Source organism: Paenibacillus sp. PSB04, from assembly GCF_025809195.1.
Taxonomy (GTDB): Bacteria; Bacillota; Bacilli; order Paenibacillales; family Paenibacillaceae; genus Paenibacillus_AQ; species Paenibacillus_AQ favisporus.
In genome coordinates, this window is the sequence record NZ_CP081301.1 from 6,525,447 (window position 1) to 6,545,497 (window position 20,051).

14 protein-coding genes are annotated in these 20,051 nt (G+C 56.5%); 3 read left to right on the forward strand and 11 right to left on the reverse strand.

The genetic code is table 11. The annotated features are described in order from the left end of the window. Window position 1: 1 nt before the first annotated feature. From K2F33_RS30030 to K2F33_RS30075, 10 genes are all read right to left on the reverse strand, one after another. On the reverse strand, window positions 2–466 hold the full coding sequence (locus K2F33_RS30030) for a (2Fe-2S)-binding protein (protein WP_263882480.1): 465 nt from the start codon (window positions 464–466) through the stop codon (window positions 2–4). A 50-nt stretch (window positions 467–516) separates the two neighbouring features. Further along, window positions 517–1,350: an FAD binding domain-containing protein gene (locus K2F33_RS30035; protein ID WP_263880344.1), complete on the reverse strand. Its 834-nt coding sequence runs from the start codon at window positions 1,348–1,350 to the stop codon at window positions 517–519. Then, complete coding sequence (locus tag K2F33_RS30040) at window positions 1,337–3,610, reverse strand: xanthine dehydrogenase family protein molybdopterin-binding subunit (protein WP_263880345.1); 2,274 nt, start codon at window positions 3,608–3,610, stop codon at window positions 1,337–1,339. The genes K2F33_RS30035 and K2F33_RS30040 overlap by 14 nt, the downstream gene beginning before the upstream one ends. Before the next feature lie 568 nt (window positions 3,611–4,178). Further along, window positions 4,179–7,712, reverse strand: a complete 3,534-nt coding sequence (locus tag K2F33_RS30045) for a putative Ig domain-containing protein (protein WP_263880346.1) — start codon at window positions 7,710–7,712, stop codon at window positions 4,179–4,181. 328 nt (window positions 7,713–8,040) lie between these two features. Beyond that, on the reverse strand, window positions 8,041–9,210 hold the full coding sequence (locus tag K2F33_RS30050; protein WP_263880347.1) for a glycoside hydrolase family 88 protein: 1,170 nt from the start codon (window positions 9,208–9,210) through the stop codon (window positions 8,041–8,043). A gap of 7 nt (window positions 9,211–9,217) precedes the next feature. After that, a complete protein-coding gene (locus tag K2F33_RS30055) occupies window positions 9,218–10,048 on the reverse strand; it encodes a carbohydrate ABC transporter permease (protein WP_076169585.1) in 831 nt (276 codons plus the stop codon). A gap of 2 nt (window positions 10,049–10,050) precedes the next feature. Then, window positions 10,051–10,986, reverse strand: a complete 936-nt coding sequence (locus K2F33_RS30060) for a carbohydrate ABC transporter permease (RefSeq protein WP_076168716.1) — start codon at window positions 10,984–10,986, stop codon at window positions 10,051–10,053. Between the two features lie 30 nt (window positions 10,987–11,016). Beyond that, window positions 11,017–12,354, reverse strand: a complete 1,338-nt coding sequence (locus tag K2F33_RS30065; protein WP_263880348.1) for an ABC transporter substrate-binding protein — start codon at window positions 12,352–12,354, stop codon at window positions 11,017–11,019. 372 nt (window positions 12,355–12,726) lie between these two features. Beyond that, window positions 12,727–14,319 (reverse strand): response regulator, encoded by a 1,593-nt coding sequence (locus K2F33_RS30070; protein WP_263880349.1) that lies wholly within the window; start codon window positions 14,317–14,319, stop codon window positions 12,727–12,729. After that, window positions 14,291–16,078, reverse strand: coding sequence for a sensor histidine kinase (locus K2F33_RS30075; RefSeq protein WP_263880350.1), 1,788 nt, complete (start codon window positions 16,076–16,078; stop codon window positions 14,291–14,293). The genes K2F33_RS30070 and K2F33_RS30075 overlap by 29 nt, the downstream gene beginning before the upstream one ends. Window positions 16,079–16,290: 212 nt before the next feature. Between K2F33_RS30075 and K2F33_RS30080 the strand changes: the two genes are divergently transcribed. From K2F33_RS30080 to K2F33_RS30090, 3 genes are all read left to right on the forward strand, one after another. Then, on the forward strand, window positions 16,291–17,472 hold the full coding sequence (locus K2F33_RS30080) for a DUF4272 domain-containing protein (protein WP_263880351.1): 1,182 nt from the start codon (window positions 16,291–16,293) through the stop codon (window positions 17,470–17,472). A 234-nt stretch (window positions 17,473–17,706) separates the two neighbouring features. Continuing rightward, window positions 17,707–18,411, forward strand: a complete 705-nt coding sequence (locus K2F33_RS30085; RefSeq protein WP_263880352.1) for a DUF1963 domain-containing protein — start codon at window positions 17,707–17,709, stop codon at window positions 18,409–18,411. Window positions 18,412–18,435: 24 nt separating this feature from the next. Continuing rightward, the gene (locus K2F33_RS30090) at window positions 18,436–19,089 is read left to right on the forward strand and encodes a hypothetical protein (protein WP_263880353.1); all 654 of its coding nucleotides are present in this window, start codon (window positions 18,436–18,438) and stop codon (window positions 19,087–19,089) included. 48 nt (window positions 19,090–19,137) lie between these two features. On the opposite strand, the gene K2F33_RS30095 is transcribed toward K2F33_RS30090, so the two are convergent. Beyond that, a complete protein-coding gene (locus tag K2F33_RS30095) occupies window positions 19,138–19,836 on the reverse strand; it encodes a VIT1/CCC1 transporter family protein (RefSeq protein ID WP_263880354.1) in 699 nt (232 codons plus the stop codon). Window positions 19,837–20,051 lie beyond the last annotated feature (215 nt).

Here is a 20,051-nt window from a genome sequence, read left to right on the forward strand (position 1 = left end):
TTTAGCTGCTGCCGTCTGCCGGGCCGCCTTCCTTGTTCGCTGCCAGCGCCGCCATGATCGCCCCGTGAATTTCTTCATACGAGGTGCAGCGGCATATGTTCGATTCCAGCCACAGCCGGATCGTCTCCGGATCCGCGTCCGGATGCGCGCTCAGCAGCCCGTGACCGTTCATGATAAATCCCGACGTGCAGTAGCCGCATTGGAATGCCTGCTTCAGGACAAATTGTTCCTGGACCGGCGAATGCTTCAGCCCTTCAATCGTGGTGATGCGCTGTCCGTCCGCCTCTACGGCGAGCATCAGGCAGGACTTCATCGGCAGCCCGTTCAGGATGACAGTGCAGGCGCCGCAGTCCCCGTTCTCGCAGCCGGGCTTGCACCCGGTTAAGCCAAGGTGGTCCCGAAGGGTATGCAGCAGCGTCTCCGCCGCACGGACCCAGAGCCACCTGCGCTCCCCGTTGACCTCCATCTCCAGCGGGTAGATCGCATTCGAGTTCGAGCTTGCGCTTTCCAGGACGTTCACCTTCCTTCCAAAGCATGAATGGCGTCTTTGACGGTTTGCCTAAATAAAAAGAGCCGGTAATCGGCCGTGCCTTCCGTATTGGTCAGCGGCGGTGCCGGGAGCCGTCCGGCTGCCTGGCGGGCCCGCTCTTCCGCCGATAGCCCGGGGGTATTCAGCACCTGCTCGATGGAGGCCGAACGGAACGGGAACCCGCAAATCCCGCTGAATGCCGCGCGGATGCGGCTACCCTTTTTCACGGCAACCAAGGTCACCAACGGGTAACCGACATTACCGATCTGCCGCTTCTTCACATGAACGGACGGCAGAGATACGAATTCACGGTCGGTCACGGTCTGCAGCAGAAATTCTCCGGGTTCCAGACGGATCTGCCCGCGGAAGACTTCGTGGATCGCAGCCTCCCTGACGCCGCCTTTCCCTGCGATGACCAGGCGGCTGTCGGCCACAAGCAGCGGGAGAACCGCTTCCCTGTAATAGATTCGGCCGCACAGGTTGCCGCCGAGCGTAATTTTGTTACGGGACGTCTGGTCGGCGACGCCCTGGGCCGCCCTGCCGAGCAGCGGGAAGAAGTTCGATCCGGTAACGGCGGACAACGTGACACAGCCGCCGATGATCAGGTCATTTTCGCGGTATTCCATGACATTGCATTCGGGGATCGCCTTTAAATCGACGACCGCACCCGGGCGATCCTCGTTCAGCCTGGCCATCGTAATGATTTCCGTCCCTCCGGACCAATACATCGGCTGTTTGCCCTGGGCTTGCAGCGCCTGATAGGCATCTGCCGCCTCTTTCACCGAAGACGGCCGGTAATATTCAAAGTCAAAGGGTATCATGGGCCGTCCTCCAGATCCGCTCCGGGGTAAGCGGAAGCCGATTTAGCGCGATGCCCGTTGCTGCCGACAAAGCGTTTGCCAGTGCAGCAGGCATGCCGATAATGCCATGCTCGCCGATGCCCCGCAGGCCGAATGGCGCCTCCGCATTCGGCGTTTCGACGAAATCGACGAAATACGCCGGCTGCTCTCCGTAACGCAACATGTGATAAGTCCGGAACTGCGGATTCTGCACCTGGGCCTCTTCATTGAACGCAAAGGCCTCCCTGCTGGCAAGGCCCAGTCCCATGCTCATGCCTCCAGTGATTTGGCCGCGGGCGAAAACCGGATTGATCACCCTGCCGGCATCAATAACGGTTGCCGCCTGCAGGATCCGATAGCTATAATCCCTCGTATCCAGCTCCACCTCCACCATCTGTGCGCCGACCGTCCATTCCGGGCCCGGTTTTCCTTTGCCGGTCATCGGGTCCAGCTCCTTAATATCCCGCATCGCATAACTGCCGCGTCCGATGACCTGGCTTCCAATCGTCCCCCCCTCCGGAAGTTTGTATCCAAGGGCAATCTTGGTGATCTCTATGCCGATCCCCGGATCCCGCTTACTGTAAACCCTTCCGCCTCCGATTTCCAGCTCGGCCGGCGGGAGCTGAAGTACCCGGGCAGCCGTGTTCTTCAGCTGTACGATGGCATCGTGCGCCGCCGCCCGAATCGCGTTGCCGACCAGAAAAGTGCTGCGGCTTGCAACGGTTTTCCACAGCTGCGGCTCGGTCTCCGTATTGACGTCAGTGCTGATCGATACTTTATGCACATCCATTCGGAGCAGCTCGGCTACCATTTGGGTGAGGGACGTCCGCGTGCCCTGCCCGATCTCCACAGCACCGCAAAGCAAATTCACGCTGCCATCGGCATTGAAAATGATGACCGCCCCCGCACCGGCATCGGCGGGGGTATTGGAATTTTTCCACATACAGCATACGCCCCTGGCTTTGACAAAGTGGCCTTTTGCTTCAATCAAGGGCTGCTCATCCCATCGGATCATATCTTTCAGCTTGGCGATACACATCGGGAGATTGCCTACCGTACTGCGGTCCAGCAGCGTTTGTGTCGGCGTCGTATCACCGGGCCCGATCGCATTCAGAAAGCGGAACTCCAGCGGATCCATGTTGAGGCGTGCGGCCATGACATCCATAGCCCGCTCTATGGCAAACGTCAGCTCGGGATGTCCAAACCCGCGAAATGAAGTGGAATACGGGTGATTCGTATACATGCAGAGCGAATCGCACTGCAGATTGTCGATTCGGTACGGACCCGAGCAGTCGCTGGCTCCCGCCTTGCTCATGATCGGTCCCCGGTCCGAGTAGGCTCCTCCGTCAAACCAGTGCGTAATTTCCGCGGCAGCGATTTTTCCTTCGGCGGTACAGCCCAACCTGACTCTCGATTCCAGCCCGATATGCACCGGGGAAGAGACCATGTCGCGCTCCCTTGAATTGACCAGCTTGACCGCTTTTCCCCCTACGGCCCTTGAAGCCAGAAAAGCGAGAAACTCCAGCTGAACGGCCGCCTTCCCGCCAAACCCACCGCCAACGAGCGGGGTGTGAACGATGATTTGCTGCAGCGGGATATGAAAGTATCTGTTGATTTGGCTGCGGATGATGTAGGGAGACTGCGAGGCGGAATGGATGACGGCTTTGCCGTCCGGCAGCAGCTCCGCCGTACTGCAGCGCGGTTCCATCGCGGCATGGTCCGATTGCGGCATGCTCACCCGGACCTCGATCGTGTGGACGCTGCGGCTCCATCCTTCCTCCATGTTTCCTTTGCGGATCCGGTTGCGGCTTGCAACGTTGGTACCGGGCTCCGGATACACCTCCTCATAATGCTTATACTCGGCCAGACGTTCATGAATGAGCGGTGCGCCCGGCTTATAGGCCTCCAGCGGGGACTGAACAAGCGGCAGCGTCTCGTATTCCACGCGGACCTGCAGCGCCGCCATTTCCGCGATATATTCCGCATCCGCCACCACCACGGCAACCGGCTCGCCGAAATACCTCACCTTGTCTATGGCCAGCGGCGGCCGGTCTTCCAGCGGAGAACCGGTGAGCACCGGGAAATCCTCTCCTGTGATGACCGCACGGACGCCCGGAATACTCCGGGCCGCGGAGGTATCGATCGACAGCATCCGGGCATGGGCATGCGGGCAGACAGCCAAGGCGGCGTGCAGCAGGCCGGGTTTCGAGGTATCTCCCGTGTAACGGGCCGCCCCGGTCACTTTCTGCCCGGATTCTTTTCTCAGAACTACTTTTCCGATGGACGAGACGATTTCGGCTCCCTCCTTTCATCCCCATCGTTGTGATAGATGCACATCCTCTACTACCTATTTATATGGGAAATGCATTGTCCCTAGTATTCGGGTTTATACGCAATCCCCATAAAAACGTCTATTGATGTACATTCAATGTAGACAATCGGTAGTTTCTCTGGGGAATTAAGGAAGCCAAGCCGCTGAAGCTTTTACCATTCTTATACCTAAAAAAACTGCCCGGCGGACATGCATTGTCCGTCGGGCAGCGGGTTCATTCCCATCCCTGTGTACCATAACCTGCTTTCGAGTTCAGAGCTCCGCCATCGGAGCCTTTTCATCCTCTCCAAGGCTTTTTTCTACCCCATCTGTGTTCGGCGAATCGCCGGAATGATTATGCGACACTGTGACGGTGACCGTACAGGCTGTTTGATTGCCCGCTTGATCGGACGGCGTGTACGTAATCGTATACGTACGTGACTTTTCGGCACGCAGGCGGAATGACGTGGCTGCCGAGCCGATTTCGGCTTCGACAAGCTTAACGCCCGAGCGAGGACTGCACCGTGCCGTGAAGCCGCAGCTCCGCCATATTGCCAAACCAGGTGCCGGCGTTGTACATCCGGATGTAGCGGTAGGCTTCCTTTCCGTTGATCGGCAGCACCTGCCAGTCTGCGGTAGATTGCGCCGGCGATGTTAACGCCGTCCACTCCGTCAGATCGTTGGACCCTTGGACGACCGTCCCTTTGATCCGTGAAAAATAACTGTCCTGCCTTGCCATCAGCTCAACGCCTGTGAGCTGTGCTTGATGGCCCTCTTTCAAGTCAAAAACGATATATCCGCCGGCCCCGCCCCCGTTCAGGCGGAAGTCGGAAATGGTACCGGCATCGGCATCGAACAGATTCGCGACATTTTTAAGGGTGTCCGCCGCCGCCCGCCCGGTTGAATCGATGAAATCGGCCGCTTGCAGGACATCGATGACGTCATCGTTCCGGCTGACGAACAGCTTCGAGTTATCCGTCGTCAATACCTGCGGTGTTCCCGGCGTTCCGTCTGCCTTGGTATAGGTAATGTTAAACTTGACGTTCCCGGTGGGTGCGTCATCCGATAATACGGTGTCCGCCGTCCAATGACGCTGATCATCCGTACGGACTTCGGCCTCCTCACCCTGGATACTGACCCTCACTTGGCTGATCGTCTCCTTGGAAGTAAAAGATAGCTGAACCGGGTCGCCGGGAACGATCCGCTGCTTCAGGGCATGTTCCGATGCAATCGACACCGAGTCCAGATCGTTGTGGATTTCGTGGCGCTGTCCCTCGATCCGGAATTCGCTCACTTCAAGCATGGTGCTCTGCGGTGCGATCATCTGCATCTTCAAATAGCGGAACGGCTCCTGCCGGTAAGCCTCGTCGACCTCTAGCCTTTGCATGTCCTCCGTGAGCCCGGTCGACCCGGACGTTAAGCGGGTCCAGGTCTCGCCGTCATTGGAACCGAACACCGCGATGCCCGCAATCCGCTCCGGAAAGCTTCGCCGTCCCTGGATCTGGAAGGCGTCTGCGGACACTTTGAAGCTGCTGCCGAAATCGATCGTGTGGAACAGATCGGCAGCCAGTCCATAGGCCGCAAAAGTATTATCGTCCCCATCCGTCAGACTGCTCAGGTAATCACCGAAGGAGGAAGTCACCACGACCCCCGCCGTATAATCCAGGCTTCCGTCGGAAAGATGCGGGGTTAACGGCTCAAGTTCCTTCGCCGCCCGCAGAACGTCGGACAGCTTGCGGTCAAAGAGCTCGTCGCTTGCTTCCCCGATGGAAGCCAAGGCATCAGCATAGGTCTGCTTAAAGTGTTCCAGGGACGAAGACACGTAACCTGTGTTGGAGTCATAATTTGCTGCCGCGGCATCCACGGCAGACTTCCTGTCTTCTGTCACGTCGAAGCGGACGTTCCGTGTCGCGACGGTCGTTCCGTCGGTGGCTGTGACGGTGAAGGCGTAAGTGCCGGCCTGCTCAGGCTTATAACGGAACGCGCCGGTACCCGGATCCAGCTCGGCGCCCGCCGGCAGCCCCTCCGTCTCGTAGGTCACGCGATCGTTTGAACCCGGATCGGTGGCGGAAAAATCATAAGACGTTGCGGCACCCACAGAAGTGACCCGCTCCAGATCGCCGCTTCCCGCCTTAAATACCGGTGGCGTCAGCTGCTCCCCTGCCTTGACGTTCAGGCTGTCGATGCTTACTTTTGTTCCGGGGCCGGACACCTTCCAGTACACGATGCTGTGGTTGGGGTCGACCTGACTGTACGTCACATGATCGATGCCCATATCATAAGTGATGTACCTCCACTCGCCCTTGGTATCCGGCAGCGTCAGCGTATGATAAGGCGCGGAGCCCATCGCCCTGCTCATCGCTAGCTGCGCCGGGCCGTTCGTCCGGAACCTCAAGCCGACCAGGAGCGGCTTCGAGCGGTCGCCGTAAGCCACGTTCAGCGGCGCCAGCCAGCTGCCGTTCTCCGTGGCTTTGACCTCGATATACGAAACGTCCCCGTCCTTCCGTGTCGCTGCATTTTTGTCAAATGCCGTATAGCGCTCCTCAACGTCGATCCGCGCGCTGTCTTGCTGCGCTTTGGGAACAAGCTTATTCCCTTCGGCGCCGGCCTTTTTCGGAATGTACAGCCAGAAGTCCCCGCCTCCGTCGACGTTGTCCCACGCCTGTTCCAGATTGCCTTTGTAATAATAGTTGGATGGCGGGCGCTTCTCGAACATTTCGGTCAGATAAGGAGCCTCCTTCTTCAGGTTCATGCCCTCGGTGTACTTGTAATAGAAGTAGATGTCCCAAAAATTCGTCGTGACCATTCTCCCCCGGTACATTTCGGACAGCTGCTTGTAGATGATGAGCGGCTTGCCGTCCGGATCCGTACTCGCGGCCACCGGGGTCCACGGGGTATCGTAGCCCAGCATGTAACGGCTGAAATAATCGGCCGCGCTCAAGATCCGGTTATTCAAAAATTCATATGAGTTCACAGCGTTGTTGGCGGTTGAAACCGTGCCTTTGACAGGGTCCACCTTCGTTCCCTGTGCCAGCAGCAGCCGCGACAGAATGGCCGCATTGTTCAGATCACCGCCGCCATGGGCTTGGTCCCTTCCCATTTCGACATGCTGTACGCGCGGGGTTGTGAGCTTTTCACCCGTCACGGCATCGGTATCCACCAAGCGAAAGAGCGCTTGGATGGAGCCGTTAATCCCCTGATTTACAGCGGTTTTGTTGACGGTGAACCATTCGACGCCCTCATTGTACCGATCACGGTTGTCAGTAAAAATATAGCCCGCCATCGCCCCGAGCAGCGGATACGTATGCTGATTCATGAAATGGTTGTTGTCATGCTGGAAGGTCTCGATCACCGGTGTGATCAGATGGTTCGTAAAATCGGCCGTATCCTGCTCCGTCCACTTCAGGCTCTCTGTACGGTAACTGGTATATCTCAGAATTTCCGCCGCGGTCACCATCCGGTTCAGCGGAATTCCCGTGTGGATGTGGGCATCCTGAAAATACTTGTATTTAGCCGGATCCATCTGGGACCAGATCCGGATGATGTGCAGCGCATTTCCGCGGTATGTCTCGTCTCCAGAAATATAGTACAGCAGCGCTTGCGTGTAAGCTTTCAGCCCGTCGGCAATAAATCTGGAGTTGATCCCCTGGCTGTCGAATGCGTCGCTGCCCGGCTTGGACGGATCGGCCGCACTCTGATTGCTGGAGGTGACATCCTTCGCTGCGGACGAGGAGATAAGCATCGCTTGGTAATAGGAATACCAGGGCTCCTTTTTTTCCAGGACCTGAGTCCGCACGTTCTCCAGAATCTCTTTCGTCAATCCGACGCCGGGGTGCTTGAATCCGCTGCTGACGGTTTCATGAATATCCACCCTGTAGTCTGTCATTGCAGCATCTCTGTTACCGGATGCGGTCTCTGCCGCCACCCGGTTTGAAGGGAACAGCGGGATCAGCAGCGAAATCGTCAACAGCACGATGCCCGCACGCCTCCAAACCTGACTGAACGGAGCCTTATGCTTCACTTCCATGATCATCTTCCTTTCCTTCTGAAAATGTACTGCCGTTTTAGTCAATCCGCTCTGTCAACTACCCTCCTCAGCTCCAGCGCTTCGGGCTGGTATGCTTCCTCGCATTCCTCCTTTGGATACGGGAATCGATGAATCCGCTTACAAATTTGTTCTGATATAGACGACCGGCCTTCCCTTCTTATCTTAAAAAATGGCAACCATCCCTGGAATGCAGTTTCTTTAGGCCGATGTGCCGCTTTTTTTGGCAGTTGAATAAAGACCCCGCCAACAGGTGGACAGGGTCTTTCGGTTTCTTATTTAGAGATCGGCATTCGGACTGGGTTCGCCCACCCGTTCACCAGATCAGGAAATCCATTCCTTTCAGACGGAGCACCGCTTCGATCAGAAAATAGTCCCCATAGATGATCGGCACGGCGTAATCCCCGTTGCGCCCGTGATACGAACCGGTTCCGCCGCCCACGATGGCGTCTTCGGCCGGATTCCAATTGCAGAAGCGCTCGTCCGTGGCCTGCAGGATGCGAAGCGCGGCATTTACATACAGCGGCTTCTCCAGCGCTGGCAGGGCCTCGGCGATTTCCAGCAAGCCACAGGCCGCGCACATGCCGGCGGTCGTGTCCCAGGCCACCGGCTCGGCCGGAGCCCGGAAGTCGACCAGCGGGACATAGCCCGACGCCGCCACGTTCGCGATGAAATAATGCGCGACCCGCTTGGCCGCCTCGAGGTACCGGGCTTCGCCCGTATGACGGTGGCTCAGCGCGAAGCCGTACAGCGCCCACGCCTGCCCGCGGGACCAGGCGGAGCCGGTCCCGTATCCCTGGCCTCCCGGCGCTTCCACAAACGAGCCGTCCTCCGGGCTGAGGATGACGATGTGGTTGCACGAGCCGTCCGGACGGACGACGTTCGCCAGCGTCGTGTCGGCATGCTGCCGTGCGATAACACCGAAGCGCGGATCGCCCGTCTCGCGGCTTGCCCAATACAGCAGCGGGATGTTCATCATGCAGTCGACGATGATCCACCCGGTGCAGTCGTCGTTCCAGGCGCGGATGAACCGGCCCGCCGGGTTGTAGCGTCCGGCGAGCACATTCGCTGCATGCATGCCGCGTGTTTTGGCGCGGGCGCTGCCGGTCAGGCGGTAATTGGCGACCGCCGAATGCAGCCACATAAAGCCGACGTCATGATGAAGGCCGTCGTAGCCTTCCAGCGCGGCGTCCAGCTTGCGCTCGACGCTCTCAGCCGCCGCCCGGTACTTCGCTTCCCCTGTGGCGTGATACATCTGCCAGAGCATCCCCGGCCAGAACCCGTTGGTCCACCAGTATATATCCGTCTCGGCCTTATCTTCGCGATATGCGCCGTTCTCCGGAATATACGGAATCCGGTCGCCGATCCGGTCCACTTCGGCCAACATTTTCACCTGCAGCTTATCCCATACGTCATCCAGCCACTGCCGCTCCTCCGCCGTCACTCCGGCCGGCGTCGCCGGCTTTTTCACATTGTTCTTAACCATCTATGACTCACCCCTTGATTGCGCCGGACGCGAGGCCCTTTACAAAGTACTTTTGCAGGAAAATAAACACGATCAGCACCGGCACGATCGACATCGTCGTCCCGGCAAAAATCATATCCCAGCGCGACGAAAACTCGCCGACGTAATAGAAGATTTCCACGATCATCGTTTTAGGCTGTCCGGAAGGCAGCACCAGCATCGGCATCAGGAAGTCGTTCCAGATCCCCAGCCCCTGCAGCACGACCATGCTTGCAGTACACGGACCGAGCAGCGGGAAAACGATGCGCCAGAAGATGCCGTACCGCGAACACCCGTCGATAGCGGCCGACTCCTCAATTTCGCGCGGAACCCCTTTGAGGAAGCTGGTGTACAGCAGACAGCCGAAGCCCACCGAGCCGGACACATAAATGGCGATCGGCCCGATCAGGTTGCCGTACATGCCGAGCATTTTCAGTTCCTTAAAGAGCGGAATCATGTACGCCTGGAACGGAATCATCATCCCGGCCAGGTAGAAGACGAACACGAAACCCGTCCAGCGCTTGTTATGGCGCTCGATCGCATAGCCCGCCATCGGGATGATCAGCACCATGAACAGGATCGAGAGCACGGTCAGCAGAACGCTGTTGATCATCGCTTTCGGGTAGTCCGTTTCAGTCAGCAGGTACTTAAAGCTCTCCAAATAGAGCGACTTGGGAAAGGCGATGGCGTCCCGCATAATTTCCGGATTGCTCTTGAAGGCGGACATGAGGTTAAAGAAAATCGGAAAGAAAAAGATGACGGCCAGAATCAAGGTCACGATAAACATCAGCACGTCGTTCCATTTGCGCCGCTGTTCCATCATTACAGCTGCACCTCCCTTTTCCGCAAAAACTTCACCTGGATGACCGTAATAACCAGGATCAGCAGGAACAGCACCATCGCCATGGCGGTTCCGAATCCCTGCCGCATTTCGCCGAAACCGACTTTATAAATGATGTAGGTCAGCGTTTCGGTAGCAAATCCGGGCCCGCCGTCGGTCATCACCGCGATTTGGTCGAAAATTTTCAGCGAGCTGATCATGGACAATACCGAGCATACGGTCATCGATCCGGCGAGCAGCGGAAACGTCACGTGCCGGAACTGCTGCCACCGGTTCGCCCCGTCTATGGAGGCGGCCTCCGTCAGATCGGCGGAAATGCTCTGCAGGCCGGCGAGGTAAATGATCATATAATAGCCTGCCGATTTCCAGACTGTGGACAAAATGATCGATACCATTGCGTATTTCGGACTTCCCAGCCAATCGACCATAAGCGAGGACAGTCCAATTTTATCCAATATTTGATTGAAGACGCCGAAATTGTAATTCAGTATGATCGTCCAGATAAACCCCATGACCACCCCGCTCATCAGGACGGGAAAATAAAAGATGCTGCGGAACAGATTGCGGAACCAGCGCACCTGATCCACCAGCACCGCCAGCAGCAGGGCGGCCACGTTCTCGAGGACGACGAGCGACACCGTCAGAATCAGCGTGTTCTTCAGCGCATTGTGCACCCGATCGCTGTGCCAGATCTCCACGAAGTTGGCCAATCCGATGTAGTGAACGTCACTGCTTACGCCATCCCAGGAGGTAAAGCTGAGATAGACGCTGCTTGCCGTCGGCACGATCACGAAGAGCGTATACAAGATGAGCGACGGCAGAATAAACAGCAGGGCGTAGAGCTGCACCTTTCGCTTTTTCTTCGGAATCGGCATGGTCTGAATCTGGTTATGGCTGTCGGGATAAGGCATTGCCATGCTGTGATCCTCCTTTGCTTGAGATGCGCCTTACTGCTTGTTGGCCGCGACTTCCGTATCGTACTCGGCGTCCGCCTTCTTCATATATTCCGCAACGTCGCCGTTCTTCAGAACCATTTCCTGCATCAGCTTGTAATACCAGTTGCGGAATTGCGGCGGGATCTGATTCTCTCCCCACCAATTGTTGATCGCCAGCGATTTGGTCACCGATTCGTCTTTCATCAGGTCAAGAACGGTTTGCATCTGCTCGGTCGCCTGGTATTCCACAGGTTCCTTAGTGGATGGAATGCCGTTGACCGTGGACAGATACTTCGCATACTGCTCTTTGGAGAAGAAAAACCGGATAAACGATTTCATGGCGTCCACTTTCGCCTGATCTTTGGCCGCATCAGCAGATAAGGTCCAGCCGGCCGGGGACGGCAGACCGATAACATTTCGTTTGCCTTCACTGTCCGGCAGTGCATAGAAGCCGAATTCAAAGTTCGGGTCCGCCTGCTGGATTTGTGTGAACATCCATGGACCGGAGAACAGCTGCGCGGCTTTGCCGGCCACCAGGATGGACGCCGTCTGGTTGTCGGCGGTGCTCAGCCAGCCCTTGTCCACATATTTGGAGAACAGATCTTTGTAGTCGGTCATCGCCTGAACCACGTTGGCGTCGGTAAAACTCACCTGTTTGGCCGTGCGTTTGGAGTTCCAGTCCGGGTCTTTGGCATACACATCATCGATCAGAAACTTGTTCAGCCAGAAGCCCATATGGAAAATATCCTTGCCGCCGACGACGATCGGGGTAATGCCGCTCGCCTTCAGCTTCTCCTGGTCGGCCAAAAACTCGTCGTACGTCTTCGGCTCTTCGGTAATGCCGGCCTTCTCGTACGCCTGCTTGCTGTAGATAATGCCCTGCGGGGCGTTCAGCGTCAGCGGAGCGTTATACACCTTGCCGCCGACTTCCGGCAGTGTGCTGAACAGATCGTGCAGGTCGGACGGGAGCTCCACGATTTTGCCGGCCTTCAGAAAGACCTCGGTATCGCGCATTTCCACCAGATCGGGAAATTCGCCGACCGCGTCCTTCGTCTTCAGCCAGTCGAGATAAGAGGAAGTCGTCCCTTCGCTGACGTCCTTGATTTCGACGTTCGGATTGGCTTCAGTAAACGCCTTAATTGCGTCGGATATCGCTTGCTTGGATGCCGGGTCGCCGGTGGCATAGCCGATCGTAAACGAGGTTTTCGCCGCCTGGCCCCCTCCGTCCGAAGCGCCTTCTCCGCTTGTTCCGGATGCGCCTGATTCCGTGCCGCCATTGCCGCATGCGGACAGAACGAGCACGAGCGCCAGCAGCAGGCTGAGCATGTGAAATTTGGATTTGTGAGCCATCTGATGTGTTGCCTCCCTTTTTCTGAATGGTACGGTTTGAATCGTGCGGATCGACGGGTTCCATGCCGCCCGGATGACTGCGCTGCGCGCGTCCGGCCCGATCCTTGGTCTTAGGTTATCAAAATGCGGAAGCCGCTAGAATGAACTTTTTCGAGTTTGAGGTGAGGCATTTTCGAGTACTTACTGAAGAAACATCCCCACAAAGTGGAGCCTATACTTCGGTGCATATTCCAAGTACTTGGCGGGGACCCCCAAAAGTTATAAATTCTATAATGCAGAAAAAAAACGCCTGACGGCGTTTTAAACCGGCGGGCCGGAGGGTGGTCTGCATCCTATGGCAGGGTGTAGATGGATGACTTGGGCAGCTTGAGGTCAAGCTTTTCTTTTCTTGTCCTGACGGTAATCGTTCGGGAGGCTTCCGTACGTTTTGCGGAAAATGTCGCTGAAATGGCGGGCGTTGTTATACCCCACCGCCTCGGCAATTTCATACACCATCAGATCGGTATGCAACAGCAGCCGCACCGCGTGTTTCATCCGGATGCCGGTCACGTACTGCTTGAAATTGATCCCGGTCTGCTTTTTGAAAAAAAAGCTGAAGTAGCTTGGATTCATGAACGTAATGCCGGCGGCCGACTCCAGCGTGATTTCCTCCGGATAGTGCTCCTCAATATACTGCTTCACCTTGGCCAGCAGCGCTTTGTCCTTATTGCCGGAGTCCGCCCCGGCTATCCGGAACATCCTCTCGACCGTATCCGTTATGTCGCGCCGCAGTTCGGCGAACGAGCCGCACTGCTCCAGCCTACGCTGAACATCATGCGCATCCAGGCTGGTTTCAGGCAGAGATAGGCCTGATTTCCCCAATTCCTGCGCCAGCAAAAGGACGGACGAAAACGCCGTCGACACCGCCAGCGACCGACTCCCGTAGGCGCTGACGCAGATGTAGGAGAGCAAGCGGTCCAACTCTTCTGCAACCGCTTCCCAATCGTCGTCCGTAAAGCCGTTCACCACCGCCAGCTGACGCTGGTACAGCTCATCCTGCTTCGGCTTGTTGTTCATGGCCCGGTAGGTATAAACCCGGTTCGGTCCGTCAAAATACTTCAGGCTAAGCGCCTGCTCCGCCTGCCGGCAAGCCTCCGGAAGGCTGCCGAAATCGGCCGCCGCCGGACTGGTCCCGATCGTCACGCTCAGCTTCAGATAGGTGCGGATGCTGCGCTGCACGTCCTGTGCCAGTTCTAACGCTCCCTCGGGACCATCATGGCAGGCGACGTAGCAGAAACGGCCGGATCGCACAAACACATGGCCTGATCCCGACCGGCGGACGACTTCCTGCAAAATGTTGCCTACGGCAAACTCCACGAGCTTCGTCTCCCTGTCATTCCACTTATCGCTGTCGCCGGGAAGCTGCTCGGCCAAGACCACCCCTGTGCTGTACAACGGGCCAGGCAGCTCGCCCGCAAGATGTCGGTAAGGCGCGGAACCGGGCTGGAGCGTTCCCTCCATCAGCTGCGCCAGCCACGACTCCAGCTCGCCCTGACGGATTTTGTGCTCAAGCTGCTGCAGCTTTCCTTTGCGGATCGCTTCCTCCTGGTGCTCGTTGATGAGGGATGCCGCCTTGCAGAGCACCGATTCGAGCTGCTGCTTGATGATCGGCTTCACCAAGTAATCGAGCGCCCCGTAAGCCACCGCATCCCGCGCGTAGGTAAACTCCTGGAACGCGCTGATAAAGATCACCTTGATCGGCAGCCCTTCTTCATGGATGCGGCGGATCATGTCGATCCCGGTAAAATGCGGCATGCTGATATCGCTGATGATCACGTCGGGCTCCAGGGCTTCCATGAGCTCCATTAACTCCCGGCCGTCGCAGGCATTTCCGATAATGTCAAAGCCAAGCGCATTCCAGTCAATCAATTTCCGCAATCCCTTGAGGATCATCGGCTCATCGTCCGCGAGCAGAACCCGAATCATCGTCATGCACCTCCTTGATAGGCAGTTCGATCGTTACGGATGTGCCGATATGGGGCCGGCTTGTCACCGACAGCCCGAATTCCGGACCGCACAGCGACCGGATCCGCTCCTGGACGTTTTTCATCCCGACGTGGCCGGACGGTGCGCCCTCCTCGGCAAGCCTGGCCGTGATCCGCTCGACCTCCTCTTTTTCCATTCCGACCCCGTCATCGACAATGACGATGGCCAAGCGGTCCTCCTGTTTGCAGATGGAAATACCGACCGTTCCTTTGCCCTGCGGCCGCAGGCCGTGCTGCACGGCATTTTCCACAAGCGGCTGCAGGAAGAGCTTCGGCACGCTCCACGACAGGCGCACATCGTCCGCAATGTGCGTCCGCAGTTCGTAACGGTTCTCAAACCGGACTTCGATAATGTAAAAATAGTCCCGGAGATGATCGAGCTCCTGCTGCAGCGGTACCCATTCCTCACCGTAATCGATGACGTACTTAAGCTGGTTGGACAGCGACAGAATCATGTCGCCGACCTCCGGCACGTCGCTGTGCACGGCATTCATCCGGATCACCTCCAGCGTGTTATATAAATAGTGCGGGCGGATCTGGCTTTTGAGCGCATTCAGTTCGGTCTGCTTCTGCTTGATCTCGGCGACATAGGCTTCGTCGATAAAAGCCTGCAGCCGCTCGACCATTCGATTAAAGCCATGGCCCAAACGGCCGATTTCATCCTGGCTCCGGACTTCAACATGCGTGTCCAGATTTCCCGATTCTACGGTGACCATCTTCTGAATCACCTGGCGGATCGGCGCCGCCAGCCGCCGCGAGAACCAGACGCCCATGGCGATCAACACCACCGCGCAAATCACGATCGCAATATACACCGCCGTGCGGGTCGTCGCGAGCTGACGGTACAGCTCCTCTTTGGACAGGCGGGTCACGATGCGGCCCTGCAGAGCCGGAATCGGTTCACTTAGAGCCAGCATCTGACCGTCGGGTGGATCGGATACCGCCGTGACAGTCTTCCCGGCGTTGTTCCGATGACCGAAATAGACGCGCCCCTGTCCGTCCAGCACATACAGCTCGTCCTTCCCGTTTAATTTCATTTCGGAAAAGAATTGGTTGAACATGTCCGTACTTACGTCAAAAAACAGCGTTCCGACCACATGCGGCTCCTTCTCAAGCGGCAGCGAGATATCGATCAGGTTTCGCCCGATCGTGACGACTTGTTTGTCCGAACGGGCCAAATAGGTCTCGTCATGCGCAGCGAAATAGGCGATGTTCCGCGGACGTTCCTTCATAATGCTGAGCCAATCTTTTAATGGCAGCGCTTCCGGAATCAGCACCGCATTGGTTCGGAGCTGGTAATACAGCTTCATGTCCGAGGACCTGACAAAATACACGTTGCGGATAAAGGGATCGCTGTACAAAATCGTTTTGAGAAAGCTTTCGATCGGGACCGAATTGATCTGCTCCAGTTCGTTGACCTTGCGGGTCTGGTTTTCGTCCGATCCTTCGACGTAACCGTCATACCGGCCGGTGTACATCAGCTTGGAAATGTCGTCGTATTTGGTCAGCGCCGAGTTAACGTTGTAGCTCATGTACAGCACCATCTGCCGAAGGTTGTTGGTCGTATAGCGCTCGACATGCGACGTGAACGACTGCACGGCATAGTAGCTGAGAAGGGATAACGGCACAAGTCCCACCAGGATAAAGGAAGCCGAAAATTTAAAGAAAAGGCTTTGCGTTAGCTGTTTCCATCTGAGCATGAATGTCAGGTCCCTCCTCTTCCCCCTATATTAGCACAGACCGCAGGCACGTCAGGTGTACATTTTTCAAGCCGAAGGTGGGAGGTTTTCGAGGATATTGCTGCTGACGAGATTCGGCCTGGAAGTCGTGCACGAATTCGGTATAAAATGGTTGATGTGTGCTTTTTGCACCGTGTTACTGGTTGTTTTTTACATGTGGGAGGAGAATCGTTGTGAAGAATTGTGCGCTGTACAGCTCAACCTTCGATCTGGATCAGATCGTGGACCTGATGAAGGCGATCGACCCGAATGGAAAAATGAGCGTCAATGAGAGCAAAACCCGGATTGAAATCGTCAGCAAGGGCTGGCTTCGCCGAAAGGCTGCCGCTTTTAACATCATGACCAGCAAAACGCACCCGGATGAGTTTGCAAGCATGCGAAGCGGCATGGAGCAATTTTTTGCCCAGATCCCGGCGGAGAACGAGCCGCTGCAGCAAAAGCTGCTGATCAAGATCAGCACGCTCAATATGGTCATCGGCGTCGAAACGGAGGACGACATTTCGGAGTCCTTGTTCACCCGGCTGCTGTCAATGATCCGGACGCTGGACGGGCTGATGTTCTGGGGCGGCGGGCAGCTGCTGAATCCGGAAGGACGGCTGCTGCTGGGTACGGACGGCCGCTCGGAAGTAGACGATTACACCGTCACCGCCCATACGAGCTTCCTCCATGGCGAGGAGCCGGAGACAGCTTCCGGTACGGAGCGCAAAGCGCGGTCCGAAGCGGTTCTGTCGGCGCAAGGCTTCCAGAAGATGCCTCCGATGCCCGGACGGCTCGGCGATGAAGCCGCGGGACGAATCCGGACGCTTGCGGAAACCGCACAGCGCGCCGTCGCCCTCTGCATTACCGCCGTCAAGGGCGAATGCATCGGTGCGGGCGAAAGCCCCGAGGATACCCGGGAGCTGATCTCGAGAATTACGGCCCAGTACGGGGCGGACGGGTTCTTTTCCCCCGAGGAGAAGGCGTTTATCCAAAACGGCCATGCGGATGAATCCGAAGCGGTCCCGTTTTCCTGGCGGTATGAAGGCTTTTGGGTGCTGCTGTGGGCCTTGGGCCATGTGAACGCCTTGGGGAGCCCGACGGATATTTGCGATGTCCCCGAAGCCGTCTCCAAGCTGCAGCAGTATGATACGTTTGATGCCTTTTTAGCGGGCTCACGGCAGCGGAGCAGTAAGGAAATTCTCGACGCCGCCGATTTGATCTACCGCTACGACTGGCTCTGCGTCGACAGCCGGATTCAAGGACAGCCGGCTCCCGGCGGCCTGAACGCAGGCGTCGTGTATGAGCGTCACCGCGTCTTGAACTGGCTGACTGGATATATGGGCCAGGAATGGGACGATGTGCGGACGGATACGTAAGGTGAAAGGCATATGGGTTACTACTTTCCGGAGGGTAAGCAGCGGGATCCGAACAACGGCATATTTGCCGAGGGTTAAGCAGAGGGACCGAACAATGACCTACTCGAGGAGGGTTCCGTAAAGAAGCGGCAAAGTTGCTTACGTGTACATACATGATGATATATTGATGATCTTCGTTTTTTCAGATGGAAGCAGGGGTGACCTGAGCATGGGCACTTAAAGGAGGATGCAAGTATGAGTAACGAACGGATCGTAGAGCTTCAAAGCGCCTTGCGGCGCACGGCGACCCTTTTTCAAACAGGTGGAAGCAGGCCTAGCCCCACGATGGAGCAGTGCTGGATCGGACAAGTCAACCTGGCATTGCCCGATGAGGAACTGCCCGTCGATGTGGACGGAGAGGCAATGGCTCCCATCCTACAGCTATATCTGCCCGCGCTGCCCTATGTTCCGGACGAACTGAAGGAAACCGAACTGCTGACCGTATTTTTGTCACCTAACGTCCTGGATCACGATGATATGAGCGGATATATGTGCATCCGAGAGTACAGCGATGCCGGGAAATTGGTCTTGAAAGACTTCGGGCCTGCCTTTATGTCGATCAAACCTTTCCCGCTGTTCCCAGAGCTTCGTGAAGATGACTCCCCGCAATGGGACAGCAATGATATACCCGAAGCGCACAGACAAGAGATTCTCCGACTGGAAGAGCTGGAAGGGCTGAATTATTTCGAGGATATTGCCGGGGGAATATATCGTGTTCACAAGCTTGGCGGATATGCCGCCTTCACCCAGCCTGGCATTGACTTTGGAGATGGATACGCTTTTGTCCTCCAAATCGCCTCAGACGCCAAAGCCGGGCTCAACATCGTTGATGACGGCAATTTTTATTTTGCCAAGCATAAAAAGGACGGCACCTGGCGCGGCTACTTCGATTTTTATTAAAGAATCTATGGGGAGTGAAACTTGATGGACGTGCTGGACCAAGCCATGGCATCTTTTCTAAAATGGCAGGATCAATATAACGAGGCATACGGACTTTTCAAAGAGCAGGACATCCGCCCGTTGGCGGAGTTCTGTGACCCCGGCGTGGATATACGTATTCCGCTTTCGCCGGAACTGCAGCATTTTTACACCAGGTATGAAATAAGAAGTGGTGCTGATCATATAACATCGCTCGGAATGAAAAGCGCCGCCGTGGAAATCGGAGATGCGGCCGTTCTTTTCTTTCCGAAGCCGGAGCATTTGTTTCGCCAGCAGCTGGGATACCGTTGGCTGGGAACGGGGGAGCCGTACCAAGCATCCCCTTCGTGGCCTCCGGAGCATGTGGTCATTGCCAATTACAACGACGACCCGCTGATCGTCGACACCGCCTCGCCGGCATCCCCGGTGTACGGGCGGATCGATGGATCCGGAGCATTTCCCCTTGCAGACTCGCTGACCGACTTTTTTTCGGCACTTGCCTTCTTGATCGAAGCCGCTTTCACAATGGAGGGGAATGTAACCAACGAAGAAACGTTTGAAATCGAGGCTGCCTTTGTGGAGGAAGTCAGGCCGAAGCTCGTGCAGCTGCTGGGCGAGGAGAAGGCGGAGAATGTGATGAAGTATTTGTCGTTTTACTAGAGAACATCCCGGATTCATCCGCTGAACACAGTCATTGAGAGTTAACCCTCAAGATATGAGTCTTGCAATGAAAAATGCGATTCCGGCGGCCGCTCCGCCTACAATGGTTGTTTGCCAGGCACTGCGGAACGGACGGGTACCGGTGAACCTTCCTTTAACGTAGCCAAACACGAATAAGGCAATCAGCGTGACGATCACCGAAACGGATAAAGCTGTGCCCGACTGCGTGATCAGCATGTAAGGGGACAGCGGAATTACACCCCCTATAATGTAGGACAGTCCGATCGTGAGCGAGCTGTTGCGCGCCCTCTTAGGCTCGGGTTCTTCGAGCCCGAGCTCATATTTCATCATAAATTGAACCCATCGGTCCGAGTCCCGGCAGATGGCATCCACCGCCGATTCCACAATTTCTTCGGGAAAATGCCACTCTCTCAGGATATCGGCCACTTCCTCCCTTTCCTGATCCGGTATTTCCCTGATTTCCTCCTGCTCCCGCACGAGTTCGGATGCATAATGCTCCCGGTCCGTCCGGGCGGCAAGATATCCGCCGAGCCCCATTGCGATAGCACCCGCAGCGATTTCAGCCATCCCCGCCACAACGACCAGGCTCGTATTCGGTACGGTCCCGGACAAGCCGGCGGCAAGGGCAAACGGAACCGTTAAACCGTCCGACATTCCGATCACAATATCCCTGATCAAATCCGATGCGTTAAAATGCTTTTCCTCATGCCTTTCCACAGTCATCATTCCCCCACCCTGCGAGCAGCTTCTGCCTTGATTCCCTTAATATGGGTGTTTTCCGTTAAAATATACCTGAATGAGCCTGCGCGGCCTGTGCTCCATTCGGGAGATATCAGCAAAAACTCCCGGCGTCATAGAACCGACCGGGAGTTTGTTGTCGCTCGAAGTGTTCATTGTGATTCTCTGGATATTGTAATCTGGGAGCAGCTTACAGAACGCTT

Coding starts and splice junctions, on each gene's coding strand:
- K2F33_RS30045 (WP_263880346.1), bottom strand. CDS start 7,712: ATGATCATGGAAGTGAAGCATAAGGCTCCGTTCAGTCAGGTTTGGAGG.
- K2F33_RS30095 (WP_263880354.1), bottom strand. CDS start 19,836: ATGATGACTGTGGAAAGGCATGAGGAAAAGCATTTTAACGCATCGGAT.
- K2F33_RS30085 (WP_263880352.1), top strand. CDS start 17,707: ATGAGTAACGAACGGATCGTAGAGCTTCAAAGCGCCTTGCGGCGCACG.
- K2F33_RS30030 (WP_263882480.1), bottom strand. CDS start 466: ATGGAGGTCAACGGGGAGCGCAGGTGGCTCTGGGTCCGTGCGGCGGAG.
- K2F33_RS30055 (WP_076169585.1), bottom strand. CDS start 10,048: ATGGAACAGCGGCGCAAATGGAACGACGTGCTGATGTTTATCGTGACC.
- K2F33_RS30060 (WP_076168716.1), bottom strand. CDS start 10,986: ATGGCAATGCCTTATCCCGACAGCCATAACCAGATTCAGACCATGCCG.
- K2F33_RS30090 (WP_263880353.1), top strand. CDS start 18,436: ATGGACGTGCTGGACCAAGCCATGGCATCTTTTCTAAAATGGCAGGAT.
- K2F33_RS30070 (WP_263880349.1), bottom strand. CDS start 14,319: ATGATTCGGGTTCTGCTCGCGGACGATGAGCCGATGATCCTCAAGGGA.
- K2F33_RS30050 (WP_263880347.1), bottom strand. CDS start 9,210: ATGGTTAAGAACAATGTGAAAAAGCCGGCGACGCCGGCCGGAGTGACG.
- K2F33_RS30035 (WP_263880344.1), bottom strand. CDS start 1,350: ATGATACCCTTTGACTTTGAATATTACCGGCCGTCTTCGGTGAAAGAG.
- K2F33_RS30065 (WP_263880348.1), bottom strand. CDS start 12,354: ATGGCTCACAAATCCAAATTTCACATGCTCAGCCTGCTGCTGGCGCTC.
- K2F33_RS30075 (WP_263880350.1), bottom strand. CDS start 16,078: ATGCTCAGATGGAAACAGCTAACGCAAAGCCTTTTCTTTAAATTTTCG.